The following is a 16,221-nucleotide window of genomic DNA, read 5'->3' on the forward strand; positions in this document are numbered from 1 at the left end:
TGTGGCGCGCAGGTTGTCCTTTGCGCTCCACCGAAATCCCACTGTTTATCCACAGCGTTATCCCATGACGCAAGCTGCCGTGCGCCTTAGCATGTCGGGTTGCAAGGAATTCCATGTCCGCCGTTTTTTCCTATGCCGACAATGACTCGTCGGCCGATCGCCAAGTCGCACAACTGCGCATCCCGCCCCATTCGATCGAGGCCGAGTCGAGCGTGCTGGGGGGGTTGCTGCTCGACAACGGCGCGTGGGATCGCGTCGCCGACCTGCTCGAGGAAGGCAACTTCTACCGCTACGAACACAAGCTGATCTACACGGCGATCAGCACCCTGATCAACGGCAGCAAGCCGGCCGATGTGATCACGGTGTTCGAGAACCTGCAGAGCCTGGGCAAGGCCGACGAGATGGGCGGCCTGGCCTATCTCAACTCGCTCGCGCAATACGTACCGAGCGCGAGCAACATCCGCCGCTATGCCGAGATCGTTCGCGAGCGCTCGATCCTGCGCAAGCTGGTGAGCGCGGCCGACGAGATCGCGACCAATGCCTTCAACACGCAAGGCAAACCGGTCGACAAGATCCTGGACGAGGCCGAGCAGAAGATCTTCCACATCGGGGAAGAGGGGACGCGCGGCAAGCAGGGCTTCCAGAGCATGGATTCACTCGTGGTCGAGTTGCTCGACCGCGTGACCGAGATGGCCGACAACCCGAACGACATCACCGGCATCCGCACCGGCTTTGATGAGTTCGACAAGATGACCTCGGGCCTGCAACCGGGCGACATGATCGTGCTGGCCGCGCGCCCGTCGATGGGCAAGACCTCGCTCGCGATCAACATCGCCGAGCACGTGGCGCTCAATGAAGGCCTGCCGGTGGCCGTGTTCTCGATGGAAATGGGCGCCTCGCAATTGGCGGTGCGCATCGTCGGCTCGATCGGCCGCATCGACCAGGGCCACCTGCGCACCGGGAAGCTCACCGACGAGGAATGGCCGCGCCTGACGGAAGCCATCGAGAAGCTGCGAACCATCTCGCTGCACATCGACGAGACGCCCGGCCTCACGACCAGTGAACTGCGCGCGAACTCGCGCCGGCTCGCGCGCCAGTACGGCAAGCTCGGCCTCATCGTGGTCGACTACCTGCAGCTCATGAGCGTGTCGAGCTCGATGAACGACGAGAACCGGGCCACGGCGGTGGGTGAAATCTCGCGCGGCCTGAAGATGCTGGCCAAGGAACTGAAGTGCCCGGTCATCGCCCTTTCGCAGCTGAGCCGCGGTGTTGAAAGCCGTACCGACAAGCGCCCGATGATGAGCGACTTGCGCGAATCCGGCGCCATCGAGCAGGACGCGGACTTGATCATGTTCATCTACCGCGACGACTACTACAACAAGGACTCGAAAGAGCCCGGTGTTGCGGAAGTCATCATCAGCAAGCACCGCAATGGCCCGACCGGCACGGTGAAGCTGGCGTTCCTGAAGCCGCTGACGAAGTTCGAGAACCTTGCCGGGTATGGCGGGCATGATTACTAGGGCGATGCCGTCCCTTCGGCCTGGTGATCTCCGCCAGCGCATGTGAACGGTTCTATCCGGCCACGTTGCGCTCGGCACGCACCTTGCGCATGAAGTCCGCCAGGGTCTTGCCGGGCTCGTCGTGGAAGCGTTGCGCCAACGGCTCGGCCATGTCGATGCGATCGACCCGGAAGCCGCGGAAGTCGTTGCGCATCTCGCACCAGGCCGAGAGCGTCCAGACCTTGCCCCAATAGAAGCAACCCAGCGGACGCACCGTGCGCTCGCTCGGCGCGTCGCTCAGGTCGCGATAGACCAGGTGCAGCTTCTGGCGCGAATGCACGGCTTCGCGCAGCGTCTGCAAGCGGGATCGCGTGGCGTCGTCGAGCGCCAGCGCCGGCGCATAGAGGGCGATGGCTTCGGCCGAGATGCGGGCCGCGGGCGGCAGTACCGACAGGATCTTGCCGAGCGCGCTTTCGATGTCGCGCGCCATCGCCGCGTCGACCCAGCTTTGCGCGAGGCGCGCGGCCGCCACGAGTGCGCTGGCCTCATCCTGCGTGAACATCAATGGCGGCAACTCGAAGCCCGCGCCAAGCCGGTAGCCGACGCCCGCCTCGCCCTCGATCGGCACGCCCTGATGCTGCAAGTCCGCCACATCGCGATAGATCGTCCGCTGCGAAACTTCGAGCCTTTGCGCCAGGAACGCGGCCGTGGTCAGGCGGCGTCCGCGGATGAGTTGCACGATCTGAAAAAGACGATCGGCGCGGCGCATCAGATCAGTCGTCTCTCGTAGTCTTCGACGAAAAAGCGCTTGCCGCGCTGCACGACGGTGTGGCCTTCTGCCTCGAGCTTGCGCATTTGCGACTCGATGCCACCGGGATACTTGGGGTTGAGTTCTCCGCCGATCTTCAGTGTGCGCCACCACGGTGTCGTTCCCTGCGCTTCCTCGACGGCATGCGCCACCATGTGCGCAAAGATCGCGGTGGTCACCGTGCAGCCGATGGTCGCATGGTGCCGCGCCGCGATGTCCTCGCCGATGCCGAACACGGTGGCAAGCCGACTCTCGGGCACGCCGCGCATCGCCGCCTCGACTTCCTGCGGCGAGGGCGTGGCGATGGTGCCATCGCCGCGGCGCGCGCGCATCGCGAACGGTATGGGTTTCACATTCGGCAGGTGCGGATAGCTGGCGAGGCGGCTCGTCCAACTCTTCTTCGGCGCGGTCATTCGGGAGTCAAAGCGCCAGCGATGGCAGGTCGGCCCGCATCGCGTCGGCAATCAGGCGCATGTCGTGCGCGCTGACCTCGAACAGTCCGAAGCGGAACCTGGCGCCCCAGCGCTTCGGGTCCTCGACGAAATCGAAGGACTCGATGAGCGGTGCGATCGGCGTCTCCGTTGCCTTGGCATACCTGACATCGCGACGCCATGGCACGAAGCCGTTGCCCATTTCGGCGGTGTACGGCTCGCCGGGCTGGACGATGCCGACGGAGACGAAGCTCTGCAGCTTGTCGGCGCCGCCGAACACTGTGGCCGGCGAATAGTAGGCAATCCTGTCGGCGGGCGCGACGCGCTTCAGCGGCGCGCCCTTGCCATGGCCGACCTGCATGAAGCCGACCGGCTGATGATCGCGGCCCATGCGCGCATGTTCCGCGCTGGCGATGGCGATCCAGTTGCGGGGTGCCGTCATGATCTCAGGCCGTCGCGTGCAGGCCGACCTCGTTGCCCTCGGTGTCGCGCATGTGGGCAATGAAGCCGATAGCCTGCGGCAGCTCGAATTTCGGCGAAACGACTTGACCACCGGCGCCTTCGATGCGGGCGAGCGCGGCGTCGATGCTGGGCATGCAGTCGAGGTAGATACGGATGCCCGCGCCGGGCGCCGCGCTCGCGTTGGCGCCGAGTTGCAGGCAGCCGCCGGTGGCCGGCGCATCGTACGGAAACACAGCCAGGTGTTCACCGCCGAAATCCTGGCGTCGCAAGGAGCGGCCCAGCACCGTCTCGTAGAAGCGCTGCGCGCGGTCCATGTCGGCGACGGGAATTTCGAACCAGTTGATCGCATTGCTCATTTCAAACTCTCTTTCGTTGGAAGGGAGCCCGCATGGTGCGAGGGTGCTGCTGACAGCGTATTGTCAGTAGCCTGTCACCCGGTCGCAAAAAAGCCCACTGCGTCGATGGCGACGAGCGGGCCCATTGTGGAGTGCTGGCGAGATGCGGGAACCGAACGCAGAAGTCGCAAAGGCTCGCAGAGGTCGCAAAAAACAAAGAAAAGATGGAAGCTCTCTCCTTCTGCGACTTTTGCGTTCCTTTGTCTTCCTTCTGCGTTCGGCTACCCGATCCCGATCCTTGATTTCAGAGCACTTCGCTGGCGAAATCGGCCAGCCGCGAGCGTTCGCCGCGTGCCAGCGTGATGTGCCCGCCGTGCGGCCAGCCCTTGAATTTGTCGACCGCGAAGGTCAGGCCGGACGAGCCCTCGGTGAGGTAGGGCGTGTCGATCTGCGCCAGGTTGCCCATGCAGATGATCTTGGTCCCCGGACCCGCGCGCGTGATGAGCGTCTTCATCTGCTTGGGCGTAAGGTTCTGCGCCTCGTCGACGATCACGTACTTGTTCAGGAAGGTGCGGCCTCGCATGAAGTTCATGCTCTTGATCTTGATGCGCGAGCGGATCAGTTCGTTGGTCGCCGCGCGGCCCCATTCGCCGGCGCTGCCACCGTCGCCCTTGGCCAGGAATTCGAGGTTGTCGTCGAGTGCGCCCATCCACGGGCCCATCTTCTCTTCCTCGGTGCCGGGCAGGAAACCGATGTCTTCGCCGACGCTCACGGTGGCGCGCGTCATGATGATCTCGGTGTAGCGCCGGTCGTCGAGCACCTGCGTCAGACCGGAGGCCAGGGCCATCAGCGTCTTGCCGGTGCCGGCCGTGCCGGTCAGCGTGACGAAGTCGATCTCCGGGTCCATCAGCACATTCATCGCGAAGTTCTGCTCGCGGTTCTTGGTCGACACGCCCCAGACGCCGTTTTTGGCGGAGCTGTAGTCCTTCAGCGTCTTGAGTACCGCGGTCTTGTCGCGGATCTCGGTGACGCGGGCGTACATGCTGGGCTCGCCGGGTGCCTCGAAGTACACGAATTGGTTGATGTAGAGATTCGGAACGATCGGGCCGGTGATCCGGTAGAAAGTCGTGCTGCCGCTCTGCCAGCTCTCGACGGTCTTGCTCTGGCGCGTCCAGAAGTCGGGCGGCAGCGCGAGCGAGCCGGAGTAGAGCAGGTCGCCGTCTTCCAGCGTCTTGTCGTTCTGATAGTCGTCTGCGGCAAGACCCAGCGCGCGCGCCTTGACGCGCATGTTGATGTCCTTGGACACCAGCACCACTTCCTGCTTCGGATGGCCGGGGCGATCCTGCGAGTACAGGTCGCGCAACGCGTGCACCACGCCGAGGATCTGGTTGTCGGCCTTGCCCTGCGGCAGGCTGCTCGGCAGCGAGAAGTCCATCACCTCGGTCTGGAAGAACAGCTTGCCGCCGGCACCCGTATGCCCAGTGGTGTCGAGTCGCAGGCCCTTCGCAATGTCCGCGCCTTTGGCGCCAGCAAGCGCATCGAGCGTGCGGCTGGTCTGGCGGCCGTTGCGTGCGACCTCGGTCGTGCCCTTCTTGTGGCCATCGAGTTCCTCGAGCACGATCATCGGCAGGTAGATGTCGTGTTCCTCGAATCGGAACAGGCACATCGGGTCGTGCAGCAGCACATTGGTGTCGAGCACGAAGAGCTTGGCAGGGCCGTTCGACTTGGCACGGCGCGGGCGGCTTTCCTGCGGCGCCGCCTTGGGCCGTGCGATCGGCGCGGGAACGGACACTGGCAGTGGCTCTTGCGGGCCGCGTGCCTGCATCGGCTCGGGAGCCCTTTCGACGATGCGCTCCGGCGCCGGTTGTGGGCGCGGCTTGGTTTCGACCTGGTGCATCACCTCGTTCGACGCCGGGCCACCGGCTTCGTTCGCGCGGGTGTCGAACAATTCCAGCGGCTGCGGCGCCACGCCGCGCGCATTCTCTGCGTGCCGGCTGCCGCTGCTGCGGCGCGAGGGCTTGGATGACGAATGCGCAGGCGCGTCAAGCGCGTCGGGCGAAAGAAGGGCGGCACGCTTCGTGGGGGCGGGGGGCAGGGGCATGGAGTGGTGTGCTCGCAAAGGTGATGGAACCAGAAAATAAAAAAGCCGCCTGGCGAGCCGGGCGGCTTTTTTGGGGGAGCGCGGTTGTTGCGATCAACAGCATTAGGCCACTATACACGCCGCATTACCACGTCAACCTCGCGCGTGGCGAGATTGAAACATACTGTTTCAGGCTGCCTTCTTGAGCGCCTTGACTTCCTTGAGGACGTCGTCGACATGCCCGGGTACCTTGAGGCCGCGCCATTCAGCCTTGAGGATGCCATCGGCGCCGATCAGGAAGGTGCTGCGCTCGATGCCCTTGACCTTCTTGCCATACATGATCTTGTTCTTGACCACGCCGAACATGTGACACATTTTTTCTTCCGTGTCGGCAATGAGTTCGAAAGGAAGCTCGAGCTTGGCCTTGAATTCATCGTGCGACTTCATGTTGTCGCGCGAGACGCCAAACACCGTGGCGCCGGCCTTCACGAAGTCCTTGTAGCGGTCGCGAAACTGCATGGCTTCGGTGGTACAACCGGGTGTGTTGTCCTTCGGGTAGAAATACATCACCAACACGTGGCCGAGGTGGGAGGTGTTCGAGACCTTGATGCCACCGGTCGCGTTGGATTCGAACTCGGGAATGGGTTTGTTGACAACGATCGCCATGAAACTTGTTTTCTCCGTTATGGTTCCCGAGGGAAGATTGGCCGTTGCTTACCGAAAACCGCCGGGACGGCCTTGGGCGCCCGCGGTGAGCGCCCGCCAGCCTTTTTCGCAACCCATGATTTTACCCCGAAATGCCTCAGTCTCCCGCGGCTGGGCTCTCGATCAGCAGCGCCGCCAGGACGTGCCGTCCCTCACCCGCAAGGATGTTGTAGGTACGGCAGGCTGCGGCGGTATCCATCGTTTCCACCCCTGTGCGCAGGGCCATCAACGGCTGTAGCCATTGCGGCTGGGGGAAGCGAATGCGCACACCGCTGCCGAAAATCACCAGTTCGGCGCCCAGTGATGCAAATTGCGCGAAATGCGAGGAATTCAAGTCCTCGAAACGTTCGCAGTCCCAGGCAAAACGCTCGCCGCGAGAGCCGACCACGACGCTGTGACCGACCTTCTCGTTGTTGATCGCAACCCAGCCCGGGCCGTGTGCAGTGATGGTTTGGGTGTCGGATTTGTCGGGCTGGAGCTTCATCAGATGGGGTGTGGAACTGTGGTCAAATTATAGGTTTTCCCCAGTGACAAGCCGCCCGGGAGGGCCTTTGAAAACGCTCAAGAAATCGACCAAGCTCGCCAACGTGCTCTACGACATCCGTGGCCCGATCATGGATGCGGCCAAGCAAATGGAGGAAGAGGGTCAAAAAATCATCAAGCTCAATATCGGCAACCTCGCGATATTCGGCTTCGACGCACCTGAAGAGGTGCAGCAGGACATGATCCGGAACCTGCCGGCATCGGCGGGTTATTCCGACAGCAAGGGCATCTTCGCCGCACGCAAGGCGGTGATGCATGAGACGCAGAAGCAGGGCATTGCCGGCGTCACGCTCGATGACATCTACCTGGGCAACGGCGCGAGCGAACTGATCGCGATGGCGACCAATGCGCTGCTGAACGACGGCGACGAACTTCTGCTGCCCGCGCCCGACTATCCGCTGTGGACGGCGGTGTCGAGCCTGTCAGGCGGCAGGCCGGTGCACTACATCTGCGACGAGGCCGACGGCTGGATGCCGAGTCTCGACGACATCCGCTCGAAGATCACGCCGCGTACCAAGGGCATCGTGGTCATCAACCCGAACAACCCGACGGGCGCGCTGTATTCGGTCGAACTGCTCAAGGGGATCATCCAGATCGCGCGCGAGCACAGCCTGGTGATCTTCGCCGACGAGGTCTACGACAAGGTGCTCTACGACGGCGTCAAGCACACGGCCATCGCCAGCCTGAGCAACGACGTGGTCACGCTCACCTTCAATTCGCTCTCGAAGAGCTATCGCTCCTGCGGCTACCGGGCGGGCTGGCTCGTGGTGTCGGGCGACAAGAAGCGGGCGCAGGACTACATCGAGGGGCTCAACATGCTCTCGAACATGCGCCTGTGCGCCAACGTGCCGGGGCAATGGGCGATCCAGACGGCGCTGGGCGGCTACCAGAGCATCAACGACCTGGTGGGCGAAGGCGGCCGGTTGCGCCGCCAGCGCGACCTGGCCTACGAGCTGATCACCGCGATCCCGGGCGTGACCTGCGTCAAGCCGGTGGCGGCGCTCTACATGTTCCCCAAGCTGGACCCCAAGATCTATCCGATCGAGGACGACCGCCAGTTCTTCCTCGAACTGCTCAAGGAAACCAAGGTCATGCTGGTGCAGGGCACCGGCTTCAACTGGGCCACGCCGGACCATTTCCGCATCGTGTTCCTGCCCCATGAAGAAGACCTTCGCGAAGCGGTGAACCGCATCGCCAAGTTCCTTGAGCGCTATCGCAATCGAAATGACTGAATCCATGAAACCCATCCAGGTCGGCCTTCTGGGCATCGGCACCGTCGGCAGCGGCACGTTCAACGTCCTCAAGCGCAACCAGGAAGAAATCAAGCGCCGCGCCGGCCGCGGCATCGAGATCACGATGGTGGCCGACCTCGACACCGCTCGCGCCAAGGCGGCCGTGGGCGAGGGCGTGCAGGTGGTGAGCGACGCGCGTGCCGTGATCGCCAACCCCGACATCGACATCGTCATCGAACTCATCGGCGGCTACGGCATCGCGAAGCAGTTGGTGATGGAAGCCATCGCCGCGGGCAAGCACGTGGTCACGGCCAACAAGGCGTTGCTGGCCGTGCATGGCACGGAGATCTTCGAGGCCGCGCAGCAGAAGGGCGTGATGGTCGCTTTCGAGGCGGCGGTGGCCGGCGGCATCCCGATCATCAAGGCGCTGCGCGAAGGCCTGACCGCCAACAGCATCCAGTGGATCGCCGGGATCATCAACGGAACGACCAACTTCATCCTGTCCGAGATGCGCGACAAGGGCCTGGATTTCGCCACCGTGCTGAAGGAAGCGCAGCGCCTGGGCTACGCCGAAGCCGATCCGACCTTCGACATCGAAGGTGTGGATGCGGCGCACAAGGTCACGCTGATGAGCGCGATCGCGTTCGGCATCCCGGTGCAGTTCAGCAAGGCGCATGTCGAGGGCATCACCAAACTGGCGGCGCAGGACATCAAGTACGCGGAACAGCTCGGTTATCGCATCAAGCTGCTGGGCATCACCAAGCGCGCCAAGGGCGGGATCGAGCTGCGTGTGCATCCGAGCCTGGTGCCGGCCAAGCGCCTGATCGCGAACGTCGAAGGCGCGATGAATGCGGTGGTGGTGCATGGCGACGCGGTCGGCACCACGCTCTACTACGGCAAGGGGGCGGGCAGCGAGCCGACCGCCAGCGCGGTGATCGCCGACCTGGTCGACATCACGCGCCTGCACACGGCCGATGCGGCGCAGCGCGTGCCGCATTTGGCCTTCCATCCGAACGCGATGAATGACCACCTCGACGTGCTGCCGATGCGCGAAGTCGTGACGAGCTACTACCTGCGCCTGCGCGTGGCCGATGAGGCCGGCGTGCTGGCGAAGGTGACCGGGTTGCTGGCCAGTGCCGGCATCAGCATCGATGCAGTGCTGCAGCGCGAAGCCGACGAAGTCGGCGGCGAGGGGTCCACGCAGACCGACCTGATCATCCTCACGCACGACACGCGCGAAGGCACGGTCGACGACGCGTTGGCGGAGTTGCAGGCGCTGCCGACGGTGCTGGCGCCGATCGTGCGGATTCGCAAGGAAGAGTTGAGCTGATGCGGTATCTCTCGACCCGCGGCGACACCACGCCGCGCAAGTTCTGCGACATCCTGCTCGAAGGGCTCGCGCCCGATGGCGGCCTTTACTTGCCCGAGCGTTATCCGCAAGTCGACACGGCAACGCTCGCCAGGTGGCGCAAGCTGCCGTATCACGAACTGGCCTTCGAAGTCCTCTCGCTCTACATCGACGACATTCCGGCCGCCGACCTGAAGGCGTTGTGCGCGAAGACGTACACCGCCGAAGTCTTCGGCACCGAAGAGATCGTGCCGCTGCGCGAGCTCGAGGACGGCGTGTACCTCGAAGCGCTGTCGAACGGCCCGACGCTCGCGTTCAAGGACATGGCAATGCAGTTGCTCGGCAACCTGTTCGAGTACGAACTGGCGCGCCGCGGCGAAGAGCTCAACATCCTCGGCGCGACCAGCGGCGACACTGGCAGCGCGGCCGAATACGCGATGCGCGGCAAGCATGGCGTGCGCGTGTTCATGACCTCGCCCGAAGGCCGCATGAGCCCGTTCCAGCAGGCGCAGATGTTCAGCCTGCAAGACGCGAACATCCACAACATCGCGATCGCCGGCGTGTTCGACGATTGCCAGGACATCGTCAAGGCGGTGTCGAACGACCTGGACTTCAAGCGCAAGTACAAGATCGGCACGGTCAACTCGATCAACTGGGCGCGCCTGCTGGCGCAGGTCGTCTACTACTTCGCGGGGTATTTCCAGGCGACGGCGAGCAATGACAAGCCGGTGAGCTTCACCGTGCCCTCGGGCAACTTCGGCAATGTGTGCGCAGGCCACGTGGCGCGCATGATGGGCCTGCCGATCCAGACGCTGGTGGTCGCCACCAACGAGAACGACGTGCTCGACGAGTTCTTCCGCACCGGCGTCTACCGCGTGCGTTCGGCCGCCGACACGCACGAGACGTCGAGCCCGTCGATGGACATCAGCAAAGCCAGCAACTTCGAGCGTTTCGTGTTCGACCTGGTCGGGCGGGACGGCGCAAGGCTGCGTGGCTTGTTCGAAGACGAACTCGGCAAGACCGGCCGCTTCGACCTGAGCCAGGACCCGGCCTTCGCGCAGGCTGCCGCACGCTTCGGCTTCCGCAGCAGCCGCAGCACCCATGCCGACCGGCTCGCTACCATCCGCGACACCGACAAGCGCTTTGCCACGCTCATCGACACGCACACGGCCGACGGGCTCAAGGCCGCGCGCGAGCACCTGGTGCCGGGTGTCCCGATGGTCGTGCTTGAAACCGCCTTGCCAATCAAGTTCGCCGAAACCATCGTCGAGGCGCTGGGCCACGAGCCCGACCGGCCGAAGAGATTCATCGGCATCGAGTCGCTGCCCAAGCGGGTCATGTCGCTGCCCGCCGATGCGAAGGCCGTCAAGTCGTACATCGCCGCGCACTGTGACTGAGCAGGGGCCCGGCGCCCATCCGGCATGAAAGTCATCGGCTTCGCCGGCTATTCCGGTGCCGGCAAGACCACCCTCGTCGAACGCCTGATTCCCGTGCTCAAGCGGCACGGACTGCGCGTGTCGGTGGTCAAGCATGCGCACCACAAGTTCGACATCGACCATCCGGGCAAGGACACGTTCCGCCATCGAGAGGCCGGTGCATTCGAAGTCGTCGTGGCGTCAGACCGCCGCCTGGCGCTGATGCGCGAGTTCGAGCAGCCGGCACAACTCTCGGTGCATCAACTTGTTGCCGAACTGGACGCCGGTGTCGACTGGGTGCTGGTCGAGGGATTCAAGCAGAGCGACCTGCCGAAGATCGAGGTCTGGCGGGCGACGGCCGAAGGCGAGACGGAGCGGCCGGCTTGCTATGTCGAAGACGAACGCGTCGCCGCCATCGCGACCGATACGCCCGAATCCTTGCCGTTGCCAACGAGCCTGCCGTTGTTCGACCTCAATGACGCAGAGGCCATCGGGCAATGGCTGATCGACAGCGGTACGCGCTTCGAATACAACCGTGACCATCATGTCTGAAGCTCCTTCCAAACGCCCGCCCTTGATGCCGCTCGACGAGGCGCTCGCCACGCTGCTCGCGAAGGCTGTTCCGGTGATCGGCAGCGAATCGGTGTCGACCTTCGAGGCCGATGGGCGTGTGCTTGCGCAGGAAGTGGTGTCGGGGCTCACCGTGCCGCCGCGCGACAACAGTTCGATGGACGGCTATGCCGTGCGCGTCGCGGACTGCGGTGCGCCCGGCGCGGTGCTCACGGTCGCGCAGCGCATTCCCGCCGGTACGGTCGGCGTGCCGCTGGCCGCGGGCACGGCTGCGCGCATCTTCACCGGGGCGCAGATCCCCGCCGGTGCCGACGCGGTGGTGATGCAGGAGGACACGACGGCCTTGCCAGAGGAGGGTTCGCTGGGCCGGGTGCAGATCGACCTGGTGCCGGCCACCGGTCAATGGATTCGTCGCGCCGGCGAAGACGTCGCCTGCGGCGACGTGGTGCTCTCGCGCGGCGAGCGCCTTTCGCCTGCGGCGCTCGGCTTGGCGGCCAGCGTCGGCATGGACCGCCTGCAAGTGGCCCGGCGCCCGCGTGTCGCGTTGCTGTCGACCGGCGACGAACTCGTGATGCCCGGCGAGGTGGCGCCCGAGGCGATGAAGCCCGGTGCCATCTACAACTCCAACCGCTTCTTCATGCGTGCGCTGCTGAACCGGCTGGGCTGCGAGGTCCATGACCTGGGCATCGTGCCGGACAACCGAGAGACGACGATCGACGCGCTGCGGCGCGCGGCCGAAACCAACGACGTGATCATCACGACGGGCGGCGTTTCCGTCGGCGAAGAGGACCACATCAAGGCCGCCGTGCAGGCGCTCGGCGAATTGCAGCTGTGGTCGCTGTCGATGAAGCCGGGCAAGCCGTTTGCGTATGGGCGCATCGGCAACGCACATGTGACGGGATTGCCCGGCAATCCGGTGTCGAGCTATCTGACGTTCATGCTGCTGGTGCGTCCCTTCCTGCTCACGCTCCAGGGCGCGACGCGCGTCGCGCCGCAGCCGATCGCCGTGCGGGCCGATTTCGACTGGCCGCGCGCGGACAAGCGTCGCGAGTTCCTGCGCGCGCGCCGCAATGCGAAGGGCGGGCTCGACCTGTTTGCGAACCAGAGTTCAGGCGTGCTCACGTCAGCGGTCTGGGGCGACGGCGTCATCGACACGCCTGCGGGCCAACCCTTCAGGTCCGGCGACATCGTGCAGTTCATCTCGTTCGCTTCGCTGCTCGCATGATGCGCGTCACGGTTCGCTATTTCGCTTCGGTGCGCGAGGCGCTCGGCAAGGGCAGCGAGACGGTGGAGACCGGAGCGTCCACGCTGGCCGCCCTGCGCGACGAATTGATCGGGCGCGGCGAGCCCTATGCGAGCGCGCTTGCGCGTGGCAAGGCAGTGCGCATGGCCCTGGACCAGCTCATGAGCGCCGAGGATGCGGCATTGAAGGACGGGAGCGAAGTCGCGTTCTTCCCTCCGGTCACCGGCGGGTAAACGAGCTCGCCCCCAGGCTCCGCGCACTTCGTGCGCTTCTCCTCCCCCCTGCCGGGGGCAGCACCAGCAGCCCGGCAAGGCCTGTTCTGCGGTGCTTCGGCGGATTCACATCACGCCGAAGATCTCCAGCGCCTTGCACGCGCTCATGCCGCCGCGGATCGCGTCGGCGACCTTGTTCTCCGTTCGCACCTTCTCCAGCGCCTTGGCCACGGCCTCCGCTTCGACCGCGCGCGGTATCACGATGACGCCTTCGCGGTCGCCGAAGAGCAGGTCTCCGGGGGCGATGCGCACGCCGTCGATCTCGATGGTGCAGCGGTAGTCGATGACCTGGCCGCGCACGCCCTGGTCCTGCGCGTAGGTGCCGCGGCAGAACACGGTGAAGCCGAGGCTTTCGATCTCGTTGGCATCGCGCACGTAGCCGTCCAGCACGGCGCCTGCCGCTTTCAGGTGCTGTGCGCGGGTGGACATCAGGCCGCCCCACAGGGCGTAGCGCAGCGATGCGCCGGTGGCGATGTAGATCTCGCCCGGCTTCAGGTCGTCGAGCGCTTCCAGCATCAGGCCGAAGGACTTGCCCGAGAGCGGGCCTTTCGATTTCGTGCCGTCGTTGATGACGTCCGCCTCCAGCACCGGCATGGCGCGGCCGATGATGCGCATGGACTTGTCCAGCGGCGTGATGCCGGGCGGCAGGAACTGGTGCTGGTAGCCCATGGTGTCGAGCACGTCTCCCACCGCGGCGACGAAGAGTTCGTCGCGCATCTGCTGGAACAAGGTTGCATCGCTGTGGTCGCTCATGATGTCTCCGGAGTTGGGTGTCGGACGATGCTACGCAAGCGCGGCCAGCAGCGCATGCAGGCGAACACGCATGGACTCGGACGCGCCGGTCATGGGGGCCCGCAGGGCGTCGCCCATGAGGCCTTCCAGCGCCAGCGCAGCCTTGATCGGCGCCGGGTTCGGCTCCGCGAAAAGGCATTCGATCAGCGGCAGCAGCGGTTGCCAGAGCGACCGTGCCTCGGCGAGTCGGCCTTCGCGCAGCCGCTGGATGACATCGACGAATCGCGCCGTCTGCAGGTGCCCGCTGGCCGCGATGGCGCCGACGCCGCCTTCCGCGACCGTGCTGAAGATCTGTGCGTCTTCGCCGGCCAGCACCTGGAGGCGGCCGTCCGCGATCAGGGTGCGGACCTTGTCGGCATCACCGCTGCAATCCTTGACCCCGACGATGTTCGGGTGCGCCGCCAGCGCCAGCAGGGTGGCGCGTTCCAGCGTCGCGCCGGTGCGGTAGGGGATGTCGTAGACAAGGACCGGCGCCGTGCTCGCATCGGCGATGGCTGTGAACCAGTCGACGAGCCCTTGCTGCGACGGCCGGATGTAGTGCGGTGGTGGCACCAGCAGCCCGGCCAGCGGCTCGCGGTTCAGGTGCCGCACCCATTCGAGCGTCTGGCCGAGGTGATAGCCGGAGATGCCCATGACGCGCGGCAATTCCGGTGCGGCGCCGGCGACGGTGGCAAGGGCGGCCATTTGCTCGCGCTCGTCGAGCGCAGCGGCTTCACCGGTCGAGCCGCAGACCACGGTTCCTGCAATGCCTGCGGGCACCAACCGCCGGACCAACGCGCGCAGCGCCGCATGGTCGACCGCATCGCCCTCGAAGGGCGTGACAAGCGGGACCCAGAGGCCGGAAAAATCGGGAGTGAATGAAGAATCGATGGACACGCAGTTTCCTTTCAGGAATCGACCGATGGAATGAACCATCGTCGGATGCGCGCACATCAACACGTGGGGGCCGGGAGGGCTCCTGCTGGTTCCGTCGCTCATCCGACGACGGAACCGAGGCTCCGGTCAGACGAGCTTTGGTTTTTTGGCTTTGCCACCCATGCGTGCGAAGTCCAAGCCTTCCGCAGAAGGCGATTGGAGAAGCAGGAGCCGGGGAGACATGGCCCGCAATGTACTACGGCTTGCGGCGCAAGCGCCAGATTTGCCATGGGCCAGACGCCGCGCGTAGCCTTCCGGACACACGACCTCGACTTGATGGTCGAGAGGGGTCATTGGGGCTTGAGCGGGATCGGCTCCGGGTGCCGGGCGTGCCATGCACGCAAAGCCTGCCGATACTCGTCCATGGCCAGATCGTAGAGGTCGAAGATGCAGGGGTTGCAGCCATCGCCGCAGCAAGCATCCAGGTCGGGTTGCTCGGGCGCCTGGGGCATCGGATCGGGGTCTTGTGCAGTTGGCGATGTCATTGACGCAACAGTAACGGGTCTGTGGTGGCCTTGATGGCGACGCAGGTGTAGCAGGCGCTCATTTCAGTGGCCCATGACGCCGGGCGTCTTCTGCGACGTATGAAACTCGGACGGGGGCGCGGTCCGAGGGCGGTGGGTATCCCCCTCCAAGCGTCCCCGACTCAGCGCCTCGATTGGCACCGAACGTTGCTTTCGTCGGGATGTTTCATCTACGTGTAGCGTTTCTCCAGCGCATCCCATTCCGGCTTGCCGACCAAACGCTGGCGTTCGGCGAAGGGCGTCACCAAGGCCGGGTCTTCGTCGATGCGCCGGGTCTCGCGCAGCACGGTCAGCGCCTTCTGCATGCCGGCCACGGCGCCTTGCAGCGCGGCATTGGCGTACAGCACGATGCCGTAGCCCAACTCGCCCAGTTCCTCTGCGCCAAAGATCGGCGTGCGGCCACCGATCACCATGTTCATCAACTGCGGCTTGTACAGGCGCCTTGGCAGCGCGCGAATCTCCTCGGCCGTGGTGACGGCTTCGACAAAGAGGATGTCGGCGCCGGCCTCGGCGAATTGCTGGGCGCGCTCGATCGCTGCTTCGAAGCCTTGCGTGGCGCAGGCGTCGGTGCGGGCCATGACGAGGAAGTCCGGGTCGTGCCGCGCATCCACCGCAGCCTTGATCTTGCTGACGGCCTCCTCGGTGGAAATGACTTCCTTGCCCGAGAAATGGCCGCAGCGCTTGGGCGCGACCTGGTCTTCGAGCTGGATGCAGTCGGCGCCGGCGCGTTCCAGAACGCGCACCGTGTGGCGCACGTTCAGCGCATTGCCGAAACCCGTGTCGGCGTCGACGATCAGCGGCAGGTTGACGGCGTCGCGGATGCGCGCGGTGTGGTCGGCGATCTCGTGCAGGCCCATGAAACCCTGGTCCGGCATGCCGAACCACATGTTGGTGACGCCGGCGCCGGTGATGTAGACGGCTTCGTAGCCCAGGTCTTCGATGACCTTGGCCGACAGCGCGTTGAACGCGCCGGGCACGATCACGCCGCGGCGTGCTTCGGCCAGGACCTTGAGTTGTTTGCGGGTGGACATTGCTGGATTTCCTCAG

18 protein-coding genes are annotated in these 16,221 nt (G+C 64.9%); 7 read left to right on the top strand and 11 right to left on the bottom strand.

The features are described from left to right. The first annotated feature begins 113 nt into the window (after positions 1-113). On the top strand, positions 114-1,520 hold the full coding sequence (dnaB, locus tag HB681_RS18855; protein ID WP_213956398.1) for a replicative DNA helicase: 1,407 nt from the start codon (positions 114-116) through the stop codon (positions 1,518-1,520). Between the two features lie 52 nt (positions 1,521-1,572). On the opposite strand, the gene HB681_RS18860 is transcribed toward dnaB, so the two are convergent. From HB681_RS18860 to HB681_RS18890, 7 genes are all read right to left on the bottom strand, one after another. Then, the gene (locus HB681_RS18860) at positions 1,573-2,268 is read right to left on the bottom strand and encodes a YafY family protein (RefSeq protein WP_213956399.1); all 696 of its coding nucleotides are present in this window, start codon (positions 2,266-2,268) and stop codon (positions 1,573-1,575) included. Further along, the gene (locus tag HB681_RS18865) at positions 2,268-2,720 is read right to left on the bottom strand and encodes an MGMT family protein (RefSeq protein ID WP_213956400.1); all 453 of its coding nucleotides are present in this window, start codon (positions 2,718-2,720) and stop codon (positions 2,268-2,270) included. The genes HB681_RS18860 and HB681_RS18865 overlap by 1 nt, the downstream gene beginning before the upstream one ends. A gap of 7 nt (positions 2,721-2,727) precedes the next feature. Next, positions 2,728-3,180, bottom strand: coding sequence for an EVE domain-containing protein (locus tag HB681_RS18870; protein WP_213956401.1), 453 nt, complete (start codon positions 3,178-3,180; stop codon positions 2,728-2,730). Between the two features lie 4 nt (positions 3,181-3,184). Beyond that, on the bottom strand, positions 3,185-3,556 hold the full coding sequence (locus HB681_RS18875; protein WP_213956402.1) for a VOC family protein: 372 nt from the start codon (positions 3,554-3,556) through the stop codon (positions 3,185-3,187). Positions 3,557-3,839: 283 nt separating this feature from the next. Then, positions 3,840-5,636, bottom strand: a complete 1,797-nt coding sequence (locus tag HB681_RS18880) for a PhoH family protein (protein ID WP_213956403.1) — start codon at positions 5,634-5,636, stop codon at positions 3,840-3,842. A 168-nt stretch (positions 5,637-5,804) separates the two neighbouring features. Then, entirely contained in the window at positions 5,805-6,281 is a 477-nt protein-coding gene (locus HB681_RS18885; RefSeq protein WP_213956404.1) for a peroxiredoxin, read from the bottom strand. Between the two features lie 136 nt (positions 6,282-6,417). Then, positions 6,418-6,804 carry an Mth938-like domain-containing protein gene (locus HB681_RS18890; protein ID WP_213956405.1) on the bottom strand — a complete coding sequence of 129 codons (387 nt, stop codon included), beginning with the start codon at positions 6,802-6,804 and terminating at the stop codon, positions 6,418-6,420. A gap of 67 nt (positions 6,805-6,871) precedes the next feature. Here HB681_RS18890 and HB681_RS18895 point away from each other — a divergent pair, with 67 nt between their 5' ends. From HB681_RS18895 to moaD, 6 genes are read left to right on the top strand one after another with little or no spacing between them, the layout of a single operon-like run. Beyond that, on the top strand, positions 6,872-8,095 hold the full coding sequence (locus tag HB681_RS18895; protein WP_213956406.1) for a pyridoxal phosphate-dependent aminotransferase: 1,224 nt from the start codon (positions 6,872-6,874) through the stop codon (positions 8,093-8,095). A gap of 4 nt (positions 8,096-8,099) precedes the next feature. Continuing rightward, positions 8,100-9,425: a homoserine dehydrogenase gene (locus HB681_RS18900; RefSeq protein WP_213956407.1), complete on the top strand. Its 1,326-nt coding sequence runs from the start codon at positions 8,100-8,102 to the stop codon at positions 9,423-9,425. Further along, a complete protein-coding gene (gene thrC, locus HB681_RS18905) occupies positions 9,425-10,840 on the top strand; it encodes a threonine synthase (protein WP_213956408.1) in 1,416 nt (471 codons plus the stop codon). Before HB681_RS18900 ends, thrC begins: the two co-directional genes overlap by 1 nt. 24 nt (positions 10,841-10,864) lie before the next feature. Next, positions 10,865-11,410: a molybdopterin-guanine dinucleotide biosynthesis protein B gene (gene mobB / locus HB681_RS18910; RefSeq protein ID WP_213956409.1), complete on the top strand. Its 546-nt coding sequence runs from the start codon at positions 10,865-10,867 to the stop codon at positions 11,408-11,410. Beyond that, positions 11,403-12,653, top strand: a complete 1,251-nt coding sequence (glp, locus tag HB681_RS18915; RefSeq protein ID WP_256354068.1) for a gephyrin-like molybdotransferase Glp — start codon at positions 11,403-11,405, stop codon at positions 12,651-12,653. Before mobB ends, glp begins: the two co-directional genes overlap by 8 nt. Then, positions 12,653-12,904 carry a molybdopterin converting factor subunit 1 gene (gene moaD / locus HB681_RS18920; RefSeq protein ID WP_213956440.1) on the top strand — a complete coding sequence of 84 codons (252 nt, stop codon included), beginning with the start codon at positions 12,653-12,655 and terminating at the stop codon, positions 12,902-12,904. The genes glp and moaD overlap by 1 nt, the downstream gene beginning before the upstream one ends. Before the next feature lie 105 nt (positions 12,905-13,009). Here the strand turns inward: moaD and HB681_RS18925 are convergent, their stop codons facing one another. The 4 genes from HB681_RS18925 to HB681_RS18940 all read right to left on the bottom strand — a co-directional run bounded on the left by HB681_RS18925 (position 13,010) and on the right by HB681_RS18940 (position 16,205). After that, entirely contained in the window at positions 13,010-13,696 is a 687-nt protein-coding gene (locus tag HB681_RS18925) for an RraA family protein (RefSeq protein ID WP_213956410.1), read from the bottom strand. Between the two features lie 30 nt (positions 13,697-13,726). After that, on the bottom strand, positions 13,727-14,611 hold the full coding sequence (gene dapA / locus HB681_RS18930) for a 4-hydroxy-tetrahydrodipicolinate synthase (protein WP_345944701.1): 885 nt from the start codon (positions 14,609-14,611) through the stop codon (positions 13,727-13,729). Positions 14,612-14,940: 329 nt separating this feature from the next. Then, on the bottom strand, positions 14,941-15,135 hold the full coding sequence (locus HB681_RS18935; protein ID WP_213956412.1) for an oxidoreductase-like domain-containing protein: 195 nt from the start codon (positions 15,133-15,135) through the stop codon (positions 14,941-14,943). A 209-nt stretch (positions 15,136-15,344) separates the two neighbouring features. Further along, positions 15,345-16,205, bottom strand: a complete 861-nt coding sequence (locus HB681_RS18940; protein WP_213956413.1) for an isocitrate lyase/PEP mutase family protein — start codon at positions 16,203-16,205, stop codon at positions 15,345-15,347. Positions 16,206-16,221 lie beyond the last annotated feature (16 nt).

This window comes from Variovorax sp. dw_954 (assembly GCF_018449755.1).
Taxonomy (GTDB): domain Bacteria; phylum Pseudomonadota; class Gammaproteobacteria; order Burkholderiales; family Burkholderiaceae_C; genus Variovorax.